At 64.2% G+C, this 22,306-nt stretch carries 19 protein-coding genes; 10 read left to right on the forward strand and 9 right to left on the reverse strand.

Going from position 1 to position 22,306, the window contains the following annotated elements; translation table 11 throughout:
* The first annotated feature begins 4 nt into the window (after window positions 1-4).
* Window positions 5-622, forward strand: coding sequence for a 5-bromo-4-chloroindolyl phosphate hydrolysis family protein (locus tag FJ430_RS22465; RefSeq protein WP_140707447.1), 618 nt, complete (start codon window positions 5-7; stop codon window positions 620-622).
* Window positions 622-1,728: a hypothetical protein gene (locus FJ430_RS22470; protein ID WP_140707445.1), complete on the forward strand. Its 1,107-nt coding sequence runs from the start codon at window positions 622-624 to the stop codon at window positions 1,726-1,728. The genes FJ430_RS22465 and FJ430_RS22470 overlap by 1 nt, the downstream gene beginning before the upstream one ends.
* Before the next feature lie 21 nt (window positions 1,729-1,749).
* On the opposite strand, the gene sthA is transcribed toward FJ430_RS22470, so the two are convergent.
* The gene (gene sthA, locus FJ430_RS22475; RefSeq protein WP_140541258.1) at window positions 1,750-3,138 is read right to left on the reverse strand and encodes a Si-specific NAD(P)(+) transhydrogenase; all 1,389 of its coding nucleotides are present in this window, start codon (window positions 3,136-3,138) and stop codon (window positions 1,750-1,752) included.
* A 172-nt stretch (window positions 3,139-3,310) separates the two neighbouring features.
* On the opposite strand from sthA, the gene FJ430_RS22480 reads away from it, so the two are divergent.
* The 4 genes from FJ430_RS22480 to FJ430_RS22495 all read left to right on the forward strand — a co-directional run bounded on the left by FJ430_RS22480 (window position 3,311) and on the right by FJ430_RS22495 (window position 6,472).
* Window positions 3,311-4,003, forward strand: coding sequence for a methyltransferase family protein (locus FJ430_RS22480; RefSeq protein WP_226891827.1), 693 nt, complete (start codon window positions 3,311-3,313; stop codon window positions 4,001-4,003).
* Window positions 4,004-4,111: 108 nt separating this feature from the next.
* Window positions 4,112-4,537: an RDD family protein gene (locus FJ430_RS22485; protein ID WP_140707441.1), complete on the forward strand. Its 426-nt coding sequence runs from the start codon at window positions 4,112-4,114 to the stop codon at window positions 4,535-4,537.
* A 149-nt stretch (window positions 4,538-4,686) separates the two neighbouring features.
* Window positions 4,687-5,451: an arginyltransferase gene (locus tag FJ430_RS22490; RefSeq protein WP_140659119.1), complete on the forward strand. Its 765-nt coding sequence runs from the start codon at window positions 4,687-4,689 to the stop codon at window positions 5,449-5,451.
* Between the two features lie 124 nt (window positions 5,452-5,575).
* The gene (locus FJ430_RS22495; RefSeq protein ID WP_140707439.1) at window positions 5,576-6,472 is read left to right on the forward strand and encodes a DMT family transporter; all 897 of its coding nucleotides are present in this window, start codon (window positions 5,576-5,578) and stop codon (window positions 6,470-6,472) included.
* Here FJ430_RS22495 and FJ430_RS22500 read toward each other — a convergent pair.
* Window positions 6,460-7,659: an AI-2E family transporter gene (locus tag FJ430_RS22500; RefSeq protein ID WP_140707437.1), complete on the reverse strand. Its 1,200-nt coding sequence runs from the start codon at window positions 7,657-7,659 to the stop codon at window positions 6,460-6,462. The genes FJ430_RS22495 and FJ430_RS22500 overlap by 13 nt on opposite strands.
* A gap of 332 nt (window positions 7,660-7,991) precedes the next feature.
* Window positions 7,992-10,247 (reverse strand): DNA topoisomerase IV subunit A, encoded by a 2,256-nt coding sequence (parC, locus tag FJ430_RS22505; protein ID WP_140707435.1) that lies wholly within the window; start codon window positions 10,245-10,247, stop codon window positions 7,992-7,994.
* A 415-nt stretch (window positions 10,248-10,662) separates the two neighbouring features.
* Here parC and FJ430_RS22510 point away from each other — a divergent pair, with 415 nt between their 5' ends.
* A complete protein-coding gene (locus FJ430_RS22510; RefSeq protein ID WP_140707433.1) occupies window positions 10,663-11,853 on the forward strand; it encodes a hypothetical protein in 1,191 nt (396 codons plus the stop codon).
* Between the two features lie 236 nt (window positions 11,854-12,089).
* On the opposite strand, the gene aspS is transcribed toward FJ430_RS22510, so the two are convergent.
* The gene (gene aspS, locus FJ430_RS22515) at window positions 12,090-13,883 is read right to left on the reverse strand and encodes an aspartate--tRNA ligase (RefSeq protein ID WP_140707431.1); all 1,794 of its coding nucleotides are present in this window, start codon (window positions 13,881-13,883) and stop codon (window positions 12,090-12,092) included.
* Between the two features lie 114 nt (window positions 13,884-13,997).
* Complete coding sequence (locus FJ430_RS22520) at window positions 13,998-14,756, reverse strand: DeoR/GlpR family DNA-binding transcription regulator (RefSeq protein WP_140707429.1); 759 nt, start codon at window positions 14,754-14,756, stop codon at window positions 13,998-14,000.
* Window positions 14,757-14,875: 119 nt separating this feature from the next.
* Here FJ430_RS22520 and FJ430_RS22525 point away from each other — a divergent pair, with 119 nt between their 5' ends.
* Window positions 14,876-16,102, forward strand: coding sequence for an MFS transporter (locus FJ430_RS22525; protein ID WP_140707427.1), 1,227 nt, complete (start codon window positions 14,876-14,878; stop codon window positions 16,100-16,102).
* A gap of 321 nt (window positions 16,103-16,423) precedes the next feature.
* Window positions 16,424-17,575, forward strand: coding sequence for a ribonuclease D (gene rnd, locus FJ430_RS22530; RefSeq protein ID WP_140707425.1), 1,152 nt, complete (start codon window positions 16,424-16,426; stop codon window positions 17,573-17,575).
* 71 nt (window positions 17,576-17,646) lie between these two features.
* On the opposite strand, the gene FJ430_RS22535 is transcribed toward rnd, so the two are convergent.
* The 4 genes from FJ430_RS22535 to FJ430_RS22550 form a co-directional block, all read right to left on the reverse strand.
* Window positions 17,647-18,066 carry an MAPEG family protein gene (locus FJ430_RS22535; RefSeq protein WP_140707423.1) on the reverse strand — a complete coding sequence of 140 codons (420 nt, stop codon included), beginning with the start codon at window positions 18,064-18,066 and terminating at the stop codon, window positions 17,647-17,649.
* Window positions 18,067-18,087: 21 nt separating this feature from the next.
* Window positions 18,088-18,756: a hypothetical protein gene (locus FJ430_RS22540; protein ID WP_226891830.1), complete on the reverse strand. Its 669-nt coding sequence runs from the start codon at window positions 18,754-18,756 to the stop codon at window positions 18,088-18,090.
* Window positions 18,680-20,182: an IMP dehydrogenase gene (gene guaB, locus FJ430_RS22545; protein WP_140707421.1), complete on the reverse strand. Its 1,503-nt coding sequence runs from the start codon at window positions 20,180-20,182 to the stop codon at window positions 18,680-18,682. Before guaB ends, FJ430_RS22540 begins: the two co-directional genes overlap by 77 nt.
* A gap of 164 nt (window positions 20,183-20,346) precedes the next feature.
* On the reverse strand, window positions 20,347-20,583 hold the full coding sequence (locus FJ430_RS22550; RefSeq protein ID WP_140707419.1) for a type II toxin-antitoxin system Phd/YefM family antitoxin: 237 nt from the start codon (window positions 20,581-20,583) through the stop codon (window positions 20,347-20,349).
* A gap of 207 nt (window positions 20,584-20,790) precedes the next feature.
* Between FJ430_RS22550 and FJ430_RS22555 the strand changes: the two genes are divergently transcribed.
* Window positions 20,791-22,212 (forward strand): MFS transporter, encoded by a 1,422-nt coding sequence (locus FJ430_RS22555; RefSeq protein ID WP_140707417.1) that lies wholly within the window; start codon window positions 20,791-20,793, stop codon window positions 22,210-22,212.
* Window positions 22,213-22,306 lie beyond the last annotated feature (94 nt).

Below are 22,306 nucleotides of genomic sequence, written 5' to 3' on the forward strand. Positions count from 1 at the left end.
AACCATGCGCGGCTTGTTCGGCAATGACTGGAACTGGATCGCGGCGGGGCTGGTGTCGGCCGCGCTGCTGATTGGTCTCGGCACGTTCACCCACTTCCCCTTCCTGGTCTCGGCGGTGATCTCGGGTCTGGTCTTTGCCGGATTGATCTTCGTGCTGGCGCCACGTCAGCTGTTCGAAGGGCTCGACCTGCGCTCGATCGGCGGCGGCCAAGTGGCGTTCGCGCGCGAATTGCTGGCGCAGGCGCAGCCGGCGGCCGACCGGCTGGCGGCCGCGGCCGGCTCTATCGCCGACAAGGACATAAAAGCCAAGGTGAAGAACCTTTCCGATATCGCCGCCGACGTCATCTCCAAGGTCGAGGCGAAACCGGCAAGCGCTGCTTCCGTGCGGCGCTTCCTGACCTATTACGTGCTGCAGGCGGCGGAAGTCGCGGAAGGCTATGGCACGCTTGCCGATCGCCGCGCGCCAAGCCAACAGCGGCTTGCCACTGTCGGCGCGGTGATCACCAAGCTGCAGGACGCCTTCGTCCACTATGCCGACAGCCAGGCGGACTCCGAGCTTGGCACGCTCGACGTTGACCTTCGACTCATCCAGGAGTCGCTGAAAGAGGATATCGGTCGCTGATGGCCCTTTCTCGCCGCGCTTTCGGACTGGGACTGCTTGCCGCCGCCGCGGCCGGAACGGGCGGCTATCTGACGCTCAAGGACCGGCCGGAGTTTCGCGGTTATCTCGGCAACCGCGCGCATCTGTTCGGCTTCGTCGGCGGCGAGAAGCAGGCTTTCCTGGCCGACCCCGATGTGATCGGCGCGCTTGGTGGCTACGGGCTGGAGCTCGACGCCCGTGTCGCCGGTTCGGTCGAGATGGTGCGCGAGCCGGCGCTCCTGACGCAGAAGCCGCAATTCCTGTGGCCATCCTCGTCGATCATGGTCGATCTCGCGCGTAAGAGCGGCGTCTCGATCCGCAACGACCAGGTGGTGCTCAATTCGCCGATCGTCGTCTACACCTGGGGCCCGGTGGTCGAAGGCCTGAAGAAGAGCGGCTTGGTCACCGTCGCCGCCAAGGGCGGCTGCAACCAGCTCGACCTCAAGGCGCTGCTCGATGCCATCCTGGCCGGCAAGAACTGGTCGGATCTCGGCATTTCCGAACTCTATGGCCGCGCACGCATCGTCTCCACCGACCCCAACCGCTCCAATTCCGGCTTCATGTTCGCAGGGCTCGTGCTCAGCCTGATGAGCGGCGACGTGGCGACGCAGGAACTGCTTGCCCGGCATGGCGAGGAGGCGAAGTCGATCTTCCGCAGCATGGGCCTGAAATCGTCCTCGTCGGGCAAGCTGTTCGACCAGTATATCGCCGGAGGGCTCGGCGCCGAGCCGATGGTGGTGGGCTACGAAAACCAGCTCGTGGAATGGGCGCTTGCCGATCCGGAGCGCTGGCAGCGCGTGCAGGCCGGCGCCGGCGCCAAGCCGGAGATTCTCTATCCGCGCCCCACCGTCTATTCGGCGCATCCGCTGATCGTCATCGATCCGGCGGTCGATCCGCTGCTCGAAGCGCTGACCAGCCCGAAGCTGCAGCAACTCGCCTGGTCGAAGCACGGGTTCCGCGGGCCGCTCGGTACCGTGGCGGGCGATGCAGACGCCATCGCCGGCGTGCGGCCGGCCGAGATCGAGGCGGTGCTGCCGATGCCTTCGGCCGACGTCATGCTTTCGCTGCTGTCGCAGATGGAAGGCTGACCGGCCAGCTTGGCCGATCCCTTAGCCCTGCCCCATCCGGTTCCAGGCGTCCAGGCCGGCGATCTTGTAGGCTTCGGCCAGCGTCGGATAGTTGAAGGTGTTGTTGACGAAGAAGTCGACCGTGCCGCCGAGGTTGATCACCGCCTGGCCGATATGAATGAGCTCGGTAGCGCCCTCGCCGACGATGTGGGCGCCGAGCAGGCGGCGCGTCTCGACCGAGAACAACAGCTTCAGGAAGCCGCTCGAAACGCCCATGATGTGGCCGCGCGAGGTCTCGCGGAAGCGCGCCAGGCCGACCTCGTAGGCTGCGCCGCTGTCGCGCACCTGTTCTTCCGACAGGCCGACCGTGGAAATTTCCGGCACGGCGTAGATGCCATAGGGAAAGCTCTCCGGCGGCGGCGGCAGGTGGACCCCGAAGGCGTGGCAAGCCGCCACCCGGCCCTGCTCCATCGACGTCGAAGCCAGGCTCGGGAAGCCGATGACGTCGCCGGACGCGTAGATGTTTGAAACCGTGGTCTGGAAGGTATGCGGATCGACCTTGATGCGGCCGCGGGCGTCGGCCTCGATGCCGACCGTGTCGAGGCCGAGGCTGGCGACATTGCCGGTGCGGCCGGCTGCGTAGAGCACCATCTCGGAGCGGATGGTGCGGCCATCGGCCAGCGTCACTTCGGCGTGGTCGGGTTTCGAGGCGATCTCCTTCACCGTGCTGCCGAGGCGGATGGTCATGCCGCGGTCACGCATCTGGTGAATGAAGTCGTCGACGATCTCGCGATCGATGAAGTCGAGGATGGTGTTGCGCGGCTCGACCAGTGTCACCGGCACGTCGAGGGCGGAAAAGATGGTGGCGTATTCGACGCCGATGACGCCGGCGCCGATCACCGTCAGCGTGCGCGGCAGATGGTGGAGTTCCAGCATCTCGTCGCTGTCGAAGACGCGCTTTTTGTCGAAGGGCACGTCGGCCGGCCGGTGCGGCCTGGTGCCGACGGCGATCAGCGCGTTGGCGAAGCCAACTTCGCTGTAGTCGCCATTGTCGGCGGTCAGGCTGACCTTGTTCGGCGTGAGGAACTTCACGGCGGCGCGCGCGCTCTTCACCGTGTTGCGCATGAACTGATGCTGCAGCACCTCGACCTCATGGTCGAGCGTCTTGTGCAGCCGGTCGACCAGATCTGAGATCGAAATGTCCTGCTTGACCCGGTAGCCACGCCCGTAGAAGCCGCGTTCGCGCCAGCCCGAGAGGTTGAGCACCGTTTCGCGCAGCGTCTTCGACGGGATGGTGCCGGTATGCACCGAGACGCCGCCCAGGCGCCGGCCTCGGTCGACCACCAGCACCGACTTGCCGAGCTTGGCCGATTGCACCGCGGCGCGGCGGCCCGAAGGGCCGCTGCCGATGACCAGCATGTCGTAGTCCATGTCCCCGTCCCCTTTGTGCGCCGCAGCAAGCTAGACCGGGAAGAATGTCATGTTCAACAGGCAACACACCATTCCCTCGCAGGCGAATCCGCCAATGCAACCAAAAGCAGGCGAAACCTTAACCGCACGGCAAGGCTTGCGTGCAATGGTCCATGTCGAGGGGACCACCGGGGTGGCAGGGTTGACGATTTCCAAAAGCGATGTGCTGCCTGGCGCAGAGATCGGTTTTTGGTCCGGGCTGCGAAGCAGCGAGATCCTCACCGACCTTCGCGAGGGCCTGTTCCGTTTCATCGCGCTGGTGGTCGCCGCGGTCTTCGTCTATCGCGGTGCGCGTCACCTCGTCATCGATCCGGGCCGGCTGAACATCCTGCTGCTCATGATCTCCGACGTCCTGACCTTTACCTGGCTGCTGCTGGCGCGCCGACCGATTGTCCGCGACTGGAGCCCTTTCACGGTATTCATCTCGCTGACGGCCGGTTTCGGCTCGGGTTTCGTATCGCTCCAGGACGGAATCGCCATCATCCCGCTCTATATCGCGGCGCCGCTGCAATTCCTGGCGCTGTGGCTGGTGATCTGGGGCAAGATATCGCTTGGCCGCTCCTTCGCCATCCTGCCCGCCAATCGCGGCGTCGTCACCGGCGGCGCCTACCGCTTCGTGCGGCACCCGATCTATGCCGGCTACCTGGCGGGGCACATCCTTTTCCTGCTGTCGAGCTTCTCTATCTACAATTTCACCGTCTACGCGATCATCACCCTGTTCCAGATCCATCGCATCCTGCGCGAGGAGCGCATCCTGGCGCTCACCGAGGAGTATCGCGACTATCTCGGGCGGGTCCGCTACAGGCTCTGCCCCGGCATCTTCTGATATCGCGCCGGTCCGCCCGCGCGCACCTTCCTTGAATTCCGGGCCACCCTCACCATTTGAAAAGGGCGGCAGGCATCCTCAAGCGGATGCCGCGATTGAGGAACGGATATGAACACTCGCGCCTATCGCGGGGTGCGGACAAGGCGCATCTTCGCCTTCCTGCTCGACTATTTCTTCGTCGCGCTGCTGACCATTCCCTTCGCCATCCTGGTAGCCATTCTCGGGCTTTTGACTTTCGGCCTCGGCTGGGCGCTGTTTTCGGTGCTGGTGCCGATGGTCGCCATTCTCTACATCTGGAACACGCTGGGCAGCCGCGGCCAGGCGACGACCGGCATGAAGATCATGGGTATCCGCCTGGAGAAGCTCGACGGCAGCCGCATCGACGGCATGACGGCCGTGGTTCACTCGGTGCTGTTCTGGGCTGGCAACGTCATCCTGACGCCGCTGGTGCTCCTGGTCACGCTGTTCTCCGACCGCAAGCGCACGCTGCACGACCTGCTGCTCGGCACGGTGGTCACCCGCACCGATATCTGACGGCGTTCCACCGCCGTGTCGATCAGACCGCCGCGCCGCCTATGCTTAAATATGAACAGGTCAAGCCCGTCGCGTCCGCACAATCCTGTTGAATTTTTCGCTGACCGGGCCAAAGGTAGAGCGATTCGCAGGAGCGTTTCCAAGATTAGATGACGCAGCATCCGACCCAGTCGCCGCAGTTCTTCCTGACCGCGCCGTCGCCGTGCCCTTATCTGGAGGGACAGTTCGAGCGCAAGGTGTTCACGCACCTTGTCGGCGACAAGGCGCCGGAGATGAACGACCTGCTGACGCAAGGCGGCTTCCGGCGCTCGCAGAACATCGCCTACCGTCCGGCCTGCGAGTCGTGCCGCGCCTGTGTCTCGGTTCGCATCCTGGCACAGGAATTCAGCCCCAGCCGCAACATGCGCCGCGTCATCCAGCACAATGCCGACCTCGTCGGCGCCATGCATGACGCGCAGCCCTCGACCGAGCAATACTCGCTCTTCCGCGGCTATCTCGACGCCCGCCATCGCCGTGGCGGCATGTCGGACATGACCGTGCTCGACTATGCGATGATGGTGGAAGACACGCATGTCGACACCAAGATCATCGAATACCGGCGTCGCGGCCCCGACACGTTCATCACCGGCAAGGGCCATGGCGAGCTGATCGCGGTCGCGCTCACCGACAAGATGGCCGATGGCCTGTCGATGGTCTATTCCTATTTCAATCCTGACTTCGAGGACCGCTCGCTCGGCACCTTCATGATCCTCGATCACATCGCCCGCGCCAAGGCGATGGGACTGCCCCACGTCTATCTCGGCTACTGGGTCAACGGCTCGCGCAAGATGAATTATAAGATGCGCTTCATGCCGCAGGAGCATCTCGGCCCGAAAGGCTGGGAACGCTACGACCACGAAGCGGTCAGTCGCTAAAACAGTTTTCCCGAACCCGCCCTTATTGTGTTTCAAGGGAGAAGACGCCGGTCTTGCGCGCCCTCGCGCGCGAGGTGTGCAATCGCGCCGGCGCTTGCTCTCGCTTTGTCTCGAGAACGATCACATGTCTTCCCACACCGATCACCAGAAAGGCCTCCTCGTCACCGCCATCGGCGGGCTGGTGCTGAGCATAGATATTCCGCTGATCCGGCTCGCGGATGGCGAAGCTTGGACCATCCTTTTGCTGCGCACCGGCTGCACCTTGGCGGCGGCGCTGATCATGTGGGCGGTCTGGCGCTTGTACAGCAAGAATGCGCCGCAGCTCATACCCGGCTGGTCGGGGCTGGTCGTGGCCGTGATTTACGGGCTCGGCGCGGTCGCCTTCATGACAGCCGTCTATCATACATCGACAGCCGATCTGGTGTTCATCCTGGCCTTCAACACCGTCTTCGCGGCGCTGCTGTCGTGGCTGTTCCTGAAGGAGCGGCCGCGACCGCTGACCCTCGCCGCGATGGCGCTGATGATCGTCGGCGTCGCCATCATCGTCGGCGATTCCGTCGGCACCGGATATTTGTTCGGCGACCTGATGGCATTGTGTTCGGCCTTCCTGATTGCCTGCGCCATCACCATCTCGCGCGCCAGCGGCAAGGACATGGGCTTTACCGCGCTTATCGGCGTGATCCTGCCTTTTGGGGTGGCGGCGTTCATGGTCTCCAGAACCGGCTTTCAAGTCGAAGCGCCGTGGTGGATCATCCTGAACGGCGGCGTCGTCATGCCGATCGCGTTCTTCTGCCTCGCCAACGGACCGAAATACATCTCGGGCGCGGAAGTCGCGATGTTCTATCTCTTGGAAACGATCCTGGCGCCGGTCTGGGTGTGGATGATCTTCGCCGAGACACCGTCACGCAACAGCCTGATCGGCGGCGGCATCATGATCGTAACGCTGGTCGCGCATTCGCTCTGGCAATTGCATGTGGGCCGCAAGCGCCGTGCGGATCTCGCGGTGCATCACCCAGCCTGAATCTTCCTTGGCTCGGCGGCAGCCTCGATCCGGGGCGGCGCGCCGGCCTCGTCGGCGACAGGCGGAAGCTCGTCCATGATCTCGACCTCGCGCAGCCATTCGCGCCAGATGGCGACGAGCAACGCCATCAACACCGGGCCGATGAACAGGCCGAGGAAACCCATCGTCTTGACGCCGCCGATCAGGCCGAAAAAGGTCGGCAGGAACGGCAGCTTGATCGGGCCGCCGACGAGCTTGGGCCGCAAGGTCTTGTCGACGATGAAGAGCTCGACCGCGCCCCAGATGAACAGGGCCGCGCCGGCGAAAACCTTGCCGCTGGCGGCGAGGTAGATCGACACCAGGGTGAAGGAGAGCGGCGCACCGCCCGGGATCAGCGCCATGATGCCGGTGAGCGCGCCGAGCGTCACCGGCGACGGCACGCCGGCGAGCCAATAGGCGATGCCGAGCACCAGGCCCTCGCCGATGGCGATGATGGTCATGCCGGTGACCGTCGAGGAGATGGTTGCCGGCACGACGCGCGAGATACGCTCCCAGCGCGTCGGCAGGATGCGTTCGCCGAGGCGATCGACCTGGGCCGCGAAAGACTCGCCGTCGCGATAGGCGAAGAACAGCGCGATCATCATGAACAGAAGTGTGAGCAACAGGCCGAAGGCGCTGCCGCCGGCGGCCAAGGCGCCGCGATAGATGCTGCCGATGTTGGAGCCGCTGATCAGCTGGATCAATTCGCCGATGCCGCCGGGATGGCCGAGGTAGCCCGTCCATTGCTCGTTCAGCCACTCGCCGACGACCGGCATGGTGGCGATCCAACCCGGTGTCACCGCGCCGTGCCGATTGGTCTCGATCGCCCAGGTCACCCACTCGCGCAGCTCGTTGATGGCGTAGGTGCCGGCAAGCGCGATCGGCACCACCAGGAAGGTGAGGATGAAAAGTATGGCCAAGGTCGCGCCGATGGTGCGGTTGCCGCCGACGGCGACGAGCAGCCGGCGGTAGAGCGGCCAGCTGGCGAAGGCGATGACGAGCGCCGCCAGCACCGGGAACAGGAAACCGTGGAAGAAATAGACGCCGGCGGCGGCGATCAGCACCAGGAGCCAGCGCGCCGCCGACAGCGGCGGGATGACGGCCGCCCTGAGCGGCGTCGACAGGCCGAACAGGCGCTGCCCCGGTTTCTGGATCTCAGCTCGCTTCAAGCGTGCGTTTCTCCCCTGCCCGATGGTTCAATGGATGCTTATGCACCATCATAGTGCAGTAATCGTGACGATAGTCCAAATGTTCGTCCTTGCCTTCCCCTTGTGGGGTGAGCAGCCGGTTCGCGAAGCGAATTCATCGTGCCAGTGGCACGATGAAAGGCCAGCGAACGCCGGGACGCTGCGAAGCAGCGGGGACCCGGCCGGGTGGTGGATCGGCCATCCCTGGCCCTTTGCAGGCTCAGGGCGTTCGAAGCTCGAAAAGCCAGGCAATTGGCTTTTCGTCCGCTAACGCGGACCGCTTCCTATCCCACAAGGAGAGAAGGGGAGCCTCGCTACCCGAATTTGCCCGTCCTGGGGAAACCCTTCGGCACCATGCGGCCGGCCGCGGCGCGCGCGCCGATCCACTCGGCAAGCTCCTCGCGCGACTTGGTAAAGGTGCGATCGGCCGAATCCTGCCAGGAGAGCCCCGTCTCGAGGGTGAAGGTCTTCAGGTCCAGCACGCCGCCATCCTTGTATTTCTGCAGGCGCACGCCCTTGCCGCGCGCCATTTCCGGGATTTCGGCCAGCGGGAAGACCAGCATCTTGCGGTTCTCGCCGACAATGGCGAGATGGTCGCCCGACACCGGCATGCAGCGCTTGGCCTCGTCCGGGGCCTTGACGTTCATCACCTGCTTGCCCTTGCGGGTGTTGGCGACGACCTCTTCCTCCGAAACGACGAAACCGTTGGCGTCGTAGGAGACGAGCAGCAGCTTGCGTTTGGGATCATGAACAAAGGCGGTGACGATGTCCTGATCGTTCTCCATGTCGACGATGATGCGGATCGGCTCGCCATGGCCGCGCCCGCCCGGCAGCCGGTCGGCGCCGATGGTGTAGAACTTGCCGCCGGTGGTGAAGACCAGGATCTTGTCCGTGGTCTGGGCATGGAAGGCGAGCTTCAGGCTGTCGCCTTCCTTGAAGGCGAGCTGCGAATGGTCGGTCAGGTGGCCCTTCATGGCGCGCAGCCAGCCCTTTTCCGATACAACGACGGTGACCGGCTCGCGCTCGATCATGGCGTGCGCGATGTCGGTCAGGTCATGCTCGGGTGCATCGGCGAACTGGGTGCGGCGCTTGCCGAGTTCGGTCTCCGGACCGAACGTGTCGCGGATCTTGGTGACTTCCCACTTGATCGTCGACCATTGCTTGGCGTCGGAAGCCAGCAGGGCCTCGATCTGCTTCTTCTCGGCGGTGAGGCCGTCGAATTCCTTGCGGATCTCGATCTCTTCGAGCTTGCGCAACGCGCGCAGGCGCATGTTGAGGATCGCTTCGGCCTGGTTGTCGGTGAGCGACCAGCGGGCCATCATCACCTGCTTGGGCTCATCCTCCTCGCGGATGATCCGGATGACCTCGTCGATGTTGAGATAGGCGATCAGATAGCCGGCGAGGATTTCCAGCCGCTTCTCGATCTCGCCGAGCCGGTATTTCGAGCGGCGGATCAAAACCTCGCGGCGGTGGTCGAGCCACTCCTTCAGCACGCCCTTCAGCGACAGGACGTTCGGCACCTTGCCGCGCGACAAAACGTTCATGTTGAGCGGGAAGCGGCTTTCGAGCTCGGTGAGCTTGAACAGCGATTCCATCAGGATGCCGGGATCGACCGTGCGGCTCTTCGGCACCAGGACGACGCGGATGTCTTCCGCACTCTCGTCGCGGACGTCTTCGAGCAGCGGCAGCTTGCGCGCCATCAACAGCTCGGCGATCTTCTCGATCAGCCTGGCCTTCTGGACGCCGTAGGGGATTTCGGTGACGACGATGCTCCAGGTGCCCCTGCCCTGGTCTTCCTGACCCCATTTCGAGCGCACGCGAAAACCGCCACGGCCCGTTTCATAGGCTTCGAGGATCGAGGCGCGGCTGTCGACAATGATGCCGCCGGTCGGGAAATCCGGACCCTGGACGAAATCCATCAGTTTCGCCACCGGCGCGTCCGGATGCTCGATCAGATGAAGCGCTGCGTCGCAAAGCTCAGCCGCGTTATGCGGCGGGATGGAAGTCGCCATGCCGACGGCAATGCCCGACGAGCCGTTGGCGAGCAGGTTCGGGAAGGCGCCCGGCAGGACGGACGGCTCCTCGTCCTCTTCATTGTAGGTCGGCCGGAAATCGACTGCATCCTCGGTGATGCCGGCAAGCAGTTCGCTCGCCACCTCTGTCATGCGCGCTTCGGTGTAACGCATGGCGGCGGCGTTATCGCCGTCGATGTTGCCGAAATTGCCCTGCCCGTCGACCAGCGGGTAGCGCATCGAGAAATCCTGCGCGAGACGCACCAGGGCGTCGTAGATCGACTGGTCGCCATGCGGATGGAACTTGCCCATCACGTCGCCGACGATGCGGGCGCATTTGGCAAAGCCCTGATCGGGGTTGAGCCGGAGCAGCCGCATGGCATGCATGATGCGGCGATGGACCGGCTTCAGTCCGTCGCGCACATCCGGCAGCGCCCGGTGCATGATGGTCGACAGCGCGTAAGCCAGATAGCGCCGCTCGAGCGCTTCCTTCAGATCGACCGGTTCGATTTTATCGCCGCCGCCATTGTTATCAGGCGGCAAAAGCCTTTTTCCCATGGATTTGGACTAGCCGAGCGGGTGATTCGCGGCAAGCGCCGCGTGAACGTCGGCGCATTCGCCGCGGCTATAGACACGCAGCCGGCGGTGTGAAGGATTTCACGGAAGCGGCGCCGCGGCGGCTGCAATTTGCCGCCGATCTGCAACAGGCTTAGTCGGCAACACGACGCCGGCCAACATCAATCCGTTACATGCGGCCGCTATCTGGCAATGCAACGCGCTGGCGAAGGAAAGCCGCGGTCTTCATGACAAATTCACCGCATCGGGCAATGGCTGCCGACCGGCGTTTGCTTTTCATCGCCGTTTTCGACAAATGGGGCCGGAAATGCCTTTTTCCCGTCCCGTTCGTCACGGAATGGTGATGGAGCAGATTTCAAAACAATTTCACATAGCCAATCAGGACAGGGAACTCGCCATGACAATCCAACGCTCAACGCTCAAGAAACTGGCTTTTTCGACCTTTCTGCTGACGCTGCCGCTCAACGCAGCCTTCGCCGCCGATCCGGCGGTGGCCGAGCGCATCAAGGCAGCCCTTGCCGCCCAGGGCGTCGAGATTTCCTGGACCGGCGTCTCAGGCGACGATTCGAACGCCGTGCTGCAGGGCGTCTCCATCAAGCCGGCGGCCGAGAAGGAAGCGCTGCCGATCGGCGACGTGAAGCTGGAAGGGGTCAGCGAAGCCAATGGCGGCTATGAGATCGCCACCGTCTCGACCTCGCCTTTCGAGCACAGCAAGGACGGCGTGACGCTCAACCTCAGCCCGGTGGTCATCCACGACATGAAGGTTCCCGCCGAAGGCGGCACCGATCCGCTCGGCTCGCTGATGATGTACAAGTCGGCGGAGCTCTCCAACATGACGGTCAAGGTCGGCGACAAGACGGCGTTCGCGATGGACGGGCTTGCGGTCCAGATCACCCCGCCGGCCGACGGCAAGGCGATGGACTTCACCGCCAACACCGAAAAATTCACCGCCGACCTGACGCTGATCGACGATCCGAAGTCGAAGGAAGCGATAGAGGCGCTGGGCTACCAGAACATCTCGGGCAACATCGCGATGGCCGGCACCTGGCAGCCGAGCGACGGCAAGATGGAGCTGTCGAAATATGACGTCTCGGTCGAAAATGCCGGCACGCTCGGCATGACCTTCGACCTCGGCGGCTACACGGTCGACTTCATCAAGTCGATGCAGGAGATGCAGAAGAAGCTCGCCGCCCAACCGGAAGGCGCCGACAATTCCGCGCAAGGCATGGCCATGCTCGGCCTGATGCAGCAGCTTTCCTTCAACGGCGCCTCGGTGCGCTTCGAGGACGATTCGCTCACCGGCAAGGTGCTCGACTATGTCGGCAAGCAGCAGGGCATGTCGTCCAAGGACGTCGCCAACCAGGCCAAGGCGATCGTGCCGTTCGGCATGGCGCAGCTCAACAATCCCGAGCTGACGGCCGAGGTGTCGGCTGCCGTCAACACCTTCCTCGACGACCCGAAGAGCCTGGAAATCTCGGCCGAGCCGCCGTCGTCGGTGCCGTTCGCGCTGATCATGGCCGGCGCCATGTCCAACCCGCTCGACCTGCCGAAGACGTTGGGCGTCAAGGTCAAGGCGAACCAGGACTGATCGAATTAGCTGCCTTCTCCCCGTCACTATACGGGGAGAAGGTGCCGGCAGGCGGATGAGGGGCAGCGCCGACGCTTGCGAATATGTAATTCGGTGCTGAACCGACTGCCTGTCAGAAGGCCTCAGCTGTTACGACCGCGTGCAAATCGCCAGCACCCGCGCTGCCCCTCATTGTCCTGCCGGACATTTCTCCCCCGTATCAGTGACGGGGAGAAAGGGCAGTTGCTAGGCTGCCGTCAGTCCTTCTTCGCCACGGCGACGCGCAGCGACAGCTCGCGCAGCTGTTGCGGGGTGGCTTCGGAAGGCGCGCTCATCAGCAGGTCGTAGGCCTGCTGGTTCATCGGGAACATGGTGATCTCGCGCAGGTTCTTGGCGCCCACGAGCAACATGACAATGCGGTCGACGCCCGCCGCCATGCCGCCATGCGGCGGCGCGCCATACTGGAAAGCGCGGTAAAGGCCGCCGAAGCGCTCCTCCACCGTCGCGCGGTCCAGGCCGACCATCTCGAACGCCTTGACCATGGTTTCCGGCAGGTGGTTGCGGATGCCGCCCGATGCGATCTCGAAGCCGTTGCAGACCATGTCGTACTGGAACGCCTTGATGCCGAGCGGCTCCTCACCATTCAGCGCGTCGATGCCCCCTTGCGGCATGGAGAACGGATTGTGGGCGAAGTCGATCTTCTTCTCGTCCTCGTTCCATTCGAAGAACGGGAAGTCGACGATCCAGCACAGCTCGAAGCGCTCGCGGTCGACGAGGTTCAGCTCCTCGCCGGCGCGCGTACGCGCCGCGCCCGCGAAAGTGACGAACTTCTTCGGGTCGCCGGCGACGAAGAAGGCGGCGTCGCCATCGGCGAGGCCGAGCTGCTGGCGGATCGCCTCGGTGCGCTCCTCGCCGATGTTCTTGGCGATCGGGCCGGCGCCTTCGAGTTTTTCACCTTCCTTGCGCCAGAAGATGTAGCCGAGCCCCGGCTGCCCCTCGCCCTGCGCCCAGGAATTCATGCGGTCGCAGAAGGCGCGGCTGCCGCCGGTCTTGGCCGGAATGGCCCACACCTCGGCCTTCGGATCGTTGGCCAGGATGTTGGCGAACACCTTGAAGCCGGAGTCGCGGAAGTGATCCGAGACCGCCTGCATCTCGATCGGGTTGCGCAGGTCCGGCTTGTCGGTGCCATAGGTGCGCATCGCCTCGTCATAGGGAATGCGGCGGAATTTCTGCGTCACCGGCTTGCCGGCGGCGAACGTCTCGAAGACCGCGCGGAGGACAGGCTCCATCGTGCTGAGCACGTCGTCCTGCTCGACGAAGCTCATTTCGAGGTCGAGCTGGTAGAACTCGCCCGGCAGGCGGTCGGCGCGCGGATCCTCGTCGCGGAAGCAGGGCGCGATCTGGAAATAGCGGTCAAAGCCGGAGACCATGATCAGCTGCTTGTACTGCTGCGGCGCCTGCGGCAGCGCGTAGAAGGTGCCGGGATGGATGCGCGACGGCACCAGGAAGTCGCGCGCGCCTTCCGGCGACGAGGCGGTGAGGATCGGCGTCGAAAATTCGGTGAAACCGACCTCGCCCATGCGCTTGCGCATCTCGGCGATGATCTTCGTGCGCGCCACGATATTCTTGTGCAGCGTCTCGCGGCGCAGGTCGAGGAAGCGGTATTTCAGGCGGATGTCTTCGGGATATTCAGGTTCGCCGAACACCGGCAGCGGCAGCTCCTTGGCGGCCGACAACACTTCGATCTCGCGCGCGAAAATCTCGATCTCGCCGGTCGGCAGGTTTGGATTGACGGTTTCCGGCAGCCGCGCCTTGACCTCGCCGTCGACGCGGATCACCCATTCGCCGCGCAGTGTCTCGGCCACCTTGAAGGCCGGCGAATCCGGATCGGCGACGATCTGGGTCAGGCCGTAATGGTCGCGCAGGTCGATGAAAAGCAGGCCGCCATGGTCGCGCACGCGATGCACCCAGCCCGACAGGCGGACGGAATTGCCGACGTCGCTCTTTCTCAACTGGGCACAGGTGTGGCTGCGGTAACGATGCGTGGTCATGGGTAAAGTCCGGAAATTGCGGGCATCGGCCCGGCTCGAAAATTGGCGCGAAAAGCGCATGAGAGGCCGGCTTTGTCAAGGCAAGCGGTCACACAGGCGCACTGCCGCGGCCGCTCAAGCAAAGTGGATCTGCGCGCCCTGGCTTTGGAAAGCGGCGAGCGTGGCGGGAGGCGCGCTCTTTTCCACCACGAGATGGCGGATCGCATCCGCGTTCGCCACGCGATAGGGCGCGGCGGTGGCAAGCTTGTCGTTGGTGACGGCAATGACGATACCAGCGCTGTTTTTCGCCATGGCGCGCTTCACCTCGGCTTCGGCCGAATCGAAGGCGGTGACGCCGCGCGCGACATCCAGCCCGCAGGAACCCAGAAAGAACAGATCGGCGCCGAGTTGCGCCACGGCGGCGAGCGTGTCGGCGCCGACGCAGGTGCCGAGATCCGGCACATAGCGGCCGCCGAGCACGATCAGCTCGACCAGGGGAAGGTCCGCCAGAGCCGAGGCGACGCCCAGCGAATTGGTGGCGACGGTCAGTTGGATGTCGCGCGGGATCGCCCTGGCGATCGCCTCATTGGTCGTGCCGCCGTCGATGAACAGCGACTGCCCCGCGCTCAGCAGTCCGACCGCCGCCTTGGCGAGCCGCGTTTTTTCCTCGATCGCATGACGGCTGCGTTGGCTGAGCGTCGCGGCGGCAAAGGGCGCGGAAGCGACCGCGCCGCCATAGACGCGGCGCAGTTGCCCGGCCTTCGCCAATTCCCTGAGATCGCGGCGCACCGTGTCTTCCGACACGCCGAAACGGCTGGCGAGCTCTCCGGCCAGCACCTTTCCGTCCGCCGCAAGCCGGTCGCGAATGAGTTGGTGGCGTTCTTCGGTGAGCATGCACGATCCTATTTATTTGTGCACGTTATTGCATGTTTTGCCTGTTCATGCAAGAAACAGAGTCGCTGGCGGACCCCGAAGAGTTCGCTCGCCAAAATCTCCTTGTTGGATTGCCCGTGATGACCCTTGGCCTGAAACTCGCTCCGCAGCACCGCGTCTATGCCGGCTTCGCGATCTATTCCTTCGCTATGGGCAACATCTTTCCGCGCCTGCCCGACATCAAGCATGCCATGCAGATCGAGGACGGCACGCTGGGACTCGCCCTGATCGGGACGCCGATCGGCACGCTGATCGCGCTGACGCTGGCGACGCCGATCCTGGAGCGCGTCGGCTTTCGCCGCGCGCTGCTGTGGCTGGTGCCGCTGCTGGCGCTTGCCTATTCCGTCGCGGTGCACGCGCCGGGCCCGGCCGCGTTGTTCCTGATGCTGCTCCCGGTCGGACTGATGATCGGCAGCATCGAGATCATCTTGAATGTCGAGGCCGACAGGACCGAGTTCCTGCTCAAGCGCCGCATCATGAACCGGGCGCATTCGTTCTGGAGCATCGGCTTCTTCGGCGCCGGGCTGTTCGGCGGCGCGCTGGCGCATCTCGGCCTGTCGCCGCAACTGCATCTGGCGCTGGCGGTGCCGATGGTGGCGGTTGCGGTGGCGCTGTTGCTCGGCGGCTTCCAACCGGCGCCCGCCCGCTTCGTCACGTCAGGCGACAAAGCGCCGATGTTCGCCCGGCCGACGTTGCCGATCCTCATCCTCGTCGCGGTGACGCTGTCGGCAATGCTGATGGAAGGCGCCAGCATGGACTGGTCGGCGATCTATATGCGCGCTGTGTTCGACTCAGGGCCCTTCATTGCCGGGATCACCGTGGCGCTGTTCGCCTTCTCGCAGGCGACGACACGCTTCTTCGCCGACAGCATCGTCGACCGCCACTCGCCGAGCGGCGTGGCGCGCGTGTTGTTGGCAACGATGGCTGCCGGCGTATTCATCGTCTTCTTCTCGCCCCTGCCCTTCGTCTCGATGCTGGGCTTCGCGCTCATGGGCATCGGCTGCAGCGCGATCTTTCCGTTGGCGATTTCGGCGGCCGCCCAGATGACGGACCGCTCCGCCGCGATCAACGTTGCCGCATTGTCGCAGATCTCCTTCGTCGCCTTCCTGCTCGGTCCGCCGCTGCTTGGCTTCGTCTCGGACCACTGGGGCATCCGCTCGGCCTATGGCATCGGCATACCGTTCATCGTGCTCAGCCTGGCGGCAGCGGGCGCGCTTGGCCGGCGACCGTCGCCGAACGCCGTAACGGACGGAACAGGATCCGACACGACCGGAGAGAGAGTACCGGCGCGGGCCTACGAGGCATGAACCGCTCGCCCATCGTCAAGTCGATCACAATCGCGGCACCGTTGTCCGACGTCTGGCGCAGCGTGACCGAACCGACATGATGCAGGGCTAGATGTCGGCCGCATGCCAGCCTCTACTGGGACGGCACGCTGCCGATTCTGAAAGCAGCCGTGGAGCGGACCACGACGGCTTGAGGGACATTGCGGGTTGGCGCGTCGGCACGCGGCGCGATTTCGCATGGGAGAATCCGGCGATCGGGCCACCGCTTACGCTGCGGCGGCTTGACGAAAGCGCGCCCGGCTGAAATTGAAAGAGGCTTAATATTGTGCCAAAAGCGATTTGATGCAGGTCATCACCACACAAGAAGAACTCGAGAGCGTTGTCGCGGCGTTCGAAAAGTCGGAATTCATTACCGTCGATACCGAATTCATTCGCGAGACGACCTTCTGGCCGATCCTCTGCCTGATCCAGATCGCCGCGCCTGGGATTGAGGCGCTTATCGATCCGTTGTCGCCCGGCATCGACCTGAAACCGTTTTTCCGGCTCATGGCCAACGAAGCGGTGCTGAAGGTCTTCCACGCGGCGCGGCAGGACATCGAAATCATCGTCCATCTCGGCAATCTGGTGCCGCATCCAGTGTTCGACACGCAGGTGGCGGCGATGGTCTGCGGCTTCGGCGACAGCGTTTCCTATGACCAGCTTGTCCAGAAGGTCACCGGAGCCCGGCTCGACAAATCCTCGCGCTTCACCGATTGGCGGCACCGGCCGCTCTCCGACAAGCAGCTCGAATACGCGCTCGCCGACGTCACCCATCTGATCAAGGTCTACCAGCATCTCAGCGCCGAGCTGAAGCGCGAGGACCGCGCCCATTGGCTGAACGAGGAGATGGATGTCCTCACCTCGCGCGAGACCTACGATCCGCATCCCGAGGATGCCTGGAAGCGGCTGAAGATGCGGCTGCGCAAGCCGCAGGAGCTGGCGATCGTGCAGGCGGTGGCCGCCTGGCGCGAGCGGGAGGCGCGCGAGCGCGACGTGCCGCGCGGCCGCGTGCTCAAGGATGATGCGATCTACGAGATCGCGCAGCAGGCGCCGCGCGACGCGGCGGCGCTCGGCAAGCTGCGCACCACGCCGAAAGGCTGGGAGCGCTCCGCGACGGCAACCGCGCTGCTTGGCGCGGTCAATACCGCCCTTTCCCTGCCCAAGGATGCGATGCCGAAACTGCCGAAAAGCGTCCAGCCGCAGGAAGGATCGAGCGCGGCGTCGGAGCTGCTCAAGGTGCTGCTCAGGATCGTCGCGGAGAAGGAAGGCGTCGCCACCAAGGTGCTTGCCTCCAGCGACGATATCGACCGCATAGCCGCCGAGGGCGACGAAGCCGACGTGGCGGCGCTGCAGGGCTGGCGGCGCGCCGTTTTCGGCGAGCAGGCGCTGAGGCTGGTGCGCGGCGAGATCGGCATCAAGTTCGACAAGCGCCGCATCGCGGTGTTCGACCTTTAGAGCAATTCCAGGAAAAGTGCGTAAAAACAAAGAGATAGACCGTTTCCGTGAAACGGTGAAACGCTCTAGCGTCACACCACCGCGAGCAGGTGCAGCGCGAACCAGAACCAGGCGATAAGAAGTATACCCGCGCCAAGGAAGAAGGCGCGGCTGCGGTGCAGCACATAGTTTCTGTCGAGATGCACCCAGGCGTGCACATAGCGCGTGACTATGAACAGCCACATCAACGCCAGCGTCAGGTAGTTCACGCCATTGGTGACGAACAGCGCCAGGCAGAGCACGTGGAAGAGAACCGGCAGTTCGAACTGGTTGATCAGATTGTTGGCGACTGTGACGCTCGAGGCCGGCTCGGTGGAGCGGACCTTGTACTGGCCGACCTTCGCTTCGCCGGACTTCACGGCGAGATAGCGCCGCTTCAGCATCACCAGATAGACGATGTAGACCAGGAGCACATGCGCCAGCATCGGCCAGAAGATGGCGGTCTGGTGCATTTGTCCGCCCTCTCTCTCCCGTCAGCGCCGCCGCTGCCCGGCCAGCGCGAAGAATGCGACGACAAAGAATGGAATGGCCAGCAGCGCGAATTTGGTGACGGTCAGCAAAGAGGCGAAGGCCAGCGAATCGGGGTTGGCCAGCTGGAAATCGGAGAGCAGCCGCGCCAGGGCAAAATTCTGAGCATAGTCGGCGACCGTATAGGGCAGTACCAGCACGAGCGCGAACAGGGCCTGCAGCTGCGCCGGCATGGCGCGGAAGGTGCTGAGCCGCCGCCCGAAGGCAAGGATGAGGCTGACCAGCGTCAGCGACAGCAGCGCCGGGAACAAAAGGTCGAAGGTCAAATAGTGCCAGACGATGATGATCTCGCCGCCGCGACGGCCGAGTGCTGTGAGCCACGCCATGCCTTCGTCGGGCGTGAAGCCGGCGACGCGCATGTCGAGCGCGGCCAAGCCGCCGCTCAAGCGCTGGAAATAGAGAAACTCCAGCGCCGTCATGACGAGGAAAAGCGCAATCGAGGCAATGGACAGGGCCGCCGCGTGCCGCGACAGCCGCAGCACCGCCACGCTCAAGCCACGCCACAGCCCCTGGCGGTCGGGCCGATCGGCCTCTCGATCAAAGTCCGCCCGGGTAATTGGGGCTTTCGCGGGTGATCGTGACGTCATGGGCGTGGCTTTCACGAAGTCCGGCATTGGATATGCGCACAAAAGTGGCGCGCTCGCGGAAATCTGCAAGGTCACGTCCACCCACATAACCCATAGCGGCTTTCAGGCCGCCTGCAAGCTGGTGCAGCACGCCAGCCACAGGTCCTTTGTAGGGAACCTGCCCTTCAATGCCTTCCGGAACCAGTTTCAGCGTATCGCGGACCTCGGCCTGGAAGTAGCGATCGGCCGAGCCGCGCGCCATGGCGCCGACCGAGCCCATGCCGCGGTAAGCCTTGAAGGAGCGGCCCTGGTGCAGATAGACCTCGCCCGGGCTCTCGTCGGTGCCGGCAAGCAGCGAGCCGATCATTGCTGCGCTAGCGCCCGCGGCAAGCGCCTTGGCCAGATCGCCCGAATATTTGATGCCGCCGTCGGCAATGACGCTCACGCCAGACTTATGCGCCGTCTCCACCGCCGACATGATCGCCGAAAGCTGCGGCACGCCGACGCCGGCCACGATTCTGGTTGTGCAGATCGAGCCCGGGCCGATGCCGACCTTGACGGCGTCGGCGCCGGCGTCGATCAGCGCCTGCGTGCCGTCGGCGGTGGCGACATTGCCAGCCAGGATGCGCACGGAATTGGAGAGCTTCTTCGCCCGCGCCACCGCGTCCAGCACACGCTGCGAATGGCCGTGCGCGGTGTCGATGACCAAAAGGTCGACGCCGGCGTCGATCAGGCGCTCGGCACGCTCGAAACCGTCGTCGCCGACACTGGTGGCGGCCGCCGCGCGCAGGCGGCCTTGCGCGTCCTTGGTGGCGTGCGGGTTGAGCTGCGACTTCTCGATGTCCTTGACGGTGATCAGGCCGACGCAATTGCCCTTCCCGTCGACCACCACCAGCTTCTCGATGCGGTGTTTGTGGAGCAGGCGCTTGGCCTCGTCCTGGTCGACATTCTCCTTGACCGTGATCAGGTTCTCACGCGTCATCAGCTCGTAGACCTTCTGCGCCGGATCGGAAGCGAAGCGCACGTCGCGGTTGGTGAGGATGCCGACGAGCCGGCCAACCGTGTGGCCGCCGGTGCCGCCATTCTCGACCACTGGAATGCCCGAAATCGAATAGGTGCGCATCAGCGCCAGCGCGTCGGCCAGCGTGGCGTCCGGGCCGATGGTGACCGGGTTCACCACCATGCCGGACTCGAATTTCTTCACCTGCCTGACCTGCTCGGCCTGCTCGGCCGGCGAGAAATTGCGGTGGATGACGCCGATGCCGCCGGCCTGCGCCATGGCGATCGCCAGCCGCGCCTCGGTGACGGTGTCCATCGCCGCCGACAGGATCGGCACGTTGAGATCGATGTCGCCGGCAATACGGGTGCGGATGTCGGTCTCGCCCGGCATGACTTCGGAATGGCCGGGCTGCAAGAGCACGTCGTCGAAGGTCAGCGCCAGCGCTCCGGTGGACGTTTCGATGATTTTTGCCATGGCCAGTCCTTTTGAATGCGGAAAAGGCGCTGGGCCGATTGGCCAGCGCCGACTCTCATCTTCCCTTTCAGGATTGGCGCTGGCTGGTAACACGTCCTGTCGCGGTTGAAAAGCCGATCGTTGCGCGAGGTGACGGCACCCGTTTCGAACCAAAGCCTTCATCGCTAGCGTTCGTAAGTATCGTCGCGTGTCCAGTTTTCGACCGCGACGACCGGCTGTCGCTCGAGCCGCGACAACAACGTTGCGCGCGAGTAGGGCAATAGTTCCTGCGTGTCGGCGGGAACGATCCGCGCCACAGGCCGCCCATTGCTGACCACGACATAGCTCTGTCCCTCACTGGCTCCACGCAGGATGAAGGAGAGTTTGCGTTCGACGTCAGCTGTGGAGACGATGTCGTCCATGTCAGCACTCCATACAGATCGGTAGTATGACAATACGCCCGGTAGAACGACATTCCGCCGAAAAATTTGCCCTACCAGTGGTTGCGATCCCGCAAAAGTGACAGCAATTTAATGCGACATCCGGGCCGAGGCGTGATAACCGCCCGGTCGCACCGGTTCGCCCCCAAGCCGGGCCTAGAATCGCGAAGACAACTCAGGGCGTTTCCCTTGAACCGCATCATCCCGCTCATCCTGGCGGTCGCACTTTTCATGGAGAACATGGATTCGACCGTGATCGCGACGTCGCTGCCGGCGATCGCCGTCGACATCCACACCAGCCCGATCGCGCTGAAGCTGGCGCTGACCGCCTATCTGGTGTCGCTGGCGATCTTCATTCCGATCAGCGGCTGGATGGCGGACCGGTTCGGCGCCAAGAACGTGTTTCGCGCCGCGATCGGCGTCTTCATCGCCGGCTCGGTCGCCTGCGCCTTCGCCAATTCGCTGCCGGCTTTCGTTGTGTCGCGCTTCCTGCAAGGCATGGGCGGCGCGATGATGACGCCGGTCGGCCGGCTGGTGCTGGTGCGCGCCACGCCGAAGAACGAGCTGGTCGCGGCAATGTCCTGGCTGACCGTGCCGGCGCTGGTCGGCCCGCTGGTCGGCCCACCGATCGGCGGTTTCATCACCACCTATTTCACCTGGCACTGGATCTTTCTCATCAATGTGCCGATCGGCCTGATCGGCATGTGGCTCGCCACGCGTTATCTGCCCAAGACGGAGCCTGCCCAGACGCCGCCGCTCGATTTCCCCGGCTTCGTGCTCTCGGGGCTTGCCGCTTCCGGCGTCGTGTTCGGCCTTTCCGTCGTCAGCCTGCCGGCGCTGCCGCCGATGGCGGGCTTCATCACTGTCGCCGTCGGCGTGGTCTCGGGGGTGCTCTATCTCCTCCATGCCCGGCGCGCCAGGAACCCGCTCTTGGCGCTGGAGCTGTTCCGCAACCAGGTGTTCCGATCCTCCGTGCTCGGCGGCTCGCTGTTTCGCATCGGCATCGGCGCGGTGCCGTTCCTTTTGCCGCTGATGTTCCAGATCGGCTTCGGGCTCACGCCCTTCCAGTCGGGCATGATCACTTTCGTCTCGGCGATCGGCGCCATCGGCATGAAGTTCGTCACGGCACTGCTTTTCCGCCTCGCCGGCTTCCGTCGGGTGCTGATCTGGGGCTCGCTTGTCGCGGCCGCCTCGATCGCGATCTACGGCTTGTTCACGCCGCAGACGCCTTATGCGCTGATGCTGGCGATACTTCTGGTCGGCGGCTTCATCCGCTCGATGTTCTTCACCGGCGTCAATGCGCTCTCCTATGCCGAGATCGCGCCCGCCGACACCAGCAAGGCGACGCCGATCACGGCGGTTTTCCAGCAATTGTCGATCGCGCTCGGCGTAGCACTTGCTGGCGGCATCCTCGAAGTATCGACGTCCATCCATGGCGGGCCGCTGACGCTCAGCGACTTCCACATCGCCTTCTTCATCGTGGCGGCCGTTTCGGCGGCGGCATCCATCACCTTCATGCGGCTGGCGCCGGACGCCGGCAACGCCGTCTCGGGCCACGGCCGCCTGACCACGCCAAAGACGCTGGAAACGGCGGGGACAGCGGGGAAGTAGCTCACGGCGCCGCCCTGCGTGACTTCGTCATTCCAGGGCGGAGCAAGGAGCGAAGCGACGCGCGCAGACCCTGGAATCCATGCCAGAACCAACA

The organism is Mesorhizobium sp. B2-8-5 (assembly GCF_006440675.2).
GTDB lineage: Bacteria > Pseudomonadota > Alphaproteobacteria > Rhizobiales > Rhizobiaceae > Mesorhizobium.

Excerpts from the sequence above, each read along its gene's own strand:
- sthA (WP_140541258.1), bottom strand. The coding sequence starts at position 3,138 with ATGGACTACGACATGCTGGTCATCGGCAGCGGCCCTTCGGGCCGCCGC.
- FJ430_RS22470 (WP_140707445.1), top strand. The coding sequence starts at position 622 with ATGGCCCTTTCTCGCCGCGCTTTCGGACTGGGACTGCTTGCCGCCGCC.
- FJ430_RS22540 (WP_226891830.1), bottom strand. The coding sequence starts at position 18,756 with ATGCCGGACTTCGTGAAAGCCACGCCCATGACGTCACGATCACCCGCG.
- FJ430_RS22535 (WP_140707423.1), bottom strand. The coding sequence starts at position 18,066 with ATGCACCAGACCGCCATCTTCTGGCCGATGCTGGCGCATGTGCTCCTG.
- aspS (WP_140707431.1), bottom strand. The coding sequence starts at position 13,883 with ATGACCACGCATCGTTACCGCAGCCACACCTGTGCCCAGTTGAGAAAG.
- FJ430_RS22550 (WP_140707419.1), bottom strand. The coding sequence starts at position 20,583 with ATGGACGACATCGTCTCCACAGCTGACGTCGAACGCAAACTCTCCTTC.
- FJ430_RS22520 (WP_140707429.1), bottom strand. The coding sequence starts at position 14,756 with ATGCTCACCGAAGAACGCCACCAACTCATTCGCGACCGGCTTGCGGCG.
- rnd (WP_140707425.1), top strand. The coding sequence starts at position 16,424 with ATGCAGGTCATCACCACACAAGAAGAACTCGAGAGCGTTGTCGCGGCG.
- FJ430_RS22495 (WP_140707439.1), top strand. The coding sequence starts at position 5,576 with ATGTCTTCCCACACCGATCACCAGAAAGGCCTCCTCGTCACCGCCATC.
- FJ430_RS22465 (WP_140707447.1), top strand. The coding sequence starts at position 5 with ATGCGCGGCTTGTTCGGCAATGACTGGAACTGGATCGCGGCGGGGCTG.
- FJ430_RS22510 (WP_140707433.1), top strand. The coding sequence starts at position 10,663 with ATGACAATCCAACGCTCAACGCTCAAGAAACTGGCTTTTTCGACCTTT.
- FJ430_RS22485 (WP_140707441.1), top strand. The coding sequence starts at position 4,112 with ATGAACACTCGCGCCTATCGCGGGGTGCGGACAAGGCGCATCTTCGCC.
- guaB (WP_140707421.1), bottom strand. The coding sequence starts at position 20,182 with ATGGCAAAAATCATCGAAACGTCCACCGGAGCGCTGGCGCTGACCTTC.
- parC (WP_140707435.1), bottom strand. The coding sequence starts at position 10,247 with ATGGGAAAAAGGCTTTTGCCGCCTGATAACAATGGCGGCGGCGATAAA.
- FJ430_RS22490 (WP_140659119.1), top strand. The coding sequence starts at position 4,687 with ATGACGCAGCATCCGACCCAGTCGCCGCAGTTCTTCCTGACCGCGCCG.
- FJ430_RS22525 (WP_140707427.1), top strand. The coding sequence starts at position 14,876 with ATGACCCTTGGCCTGAAACTCGCTCCGCAGCACCGCGTCTATGCCGGC.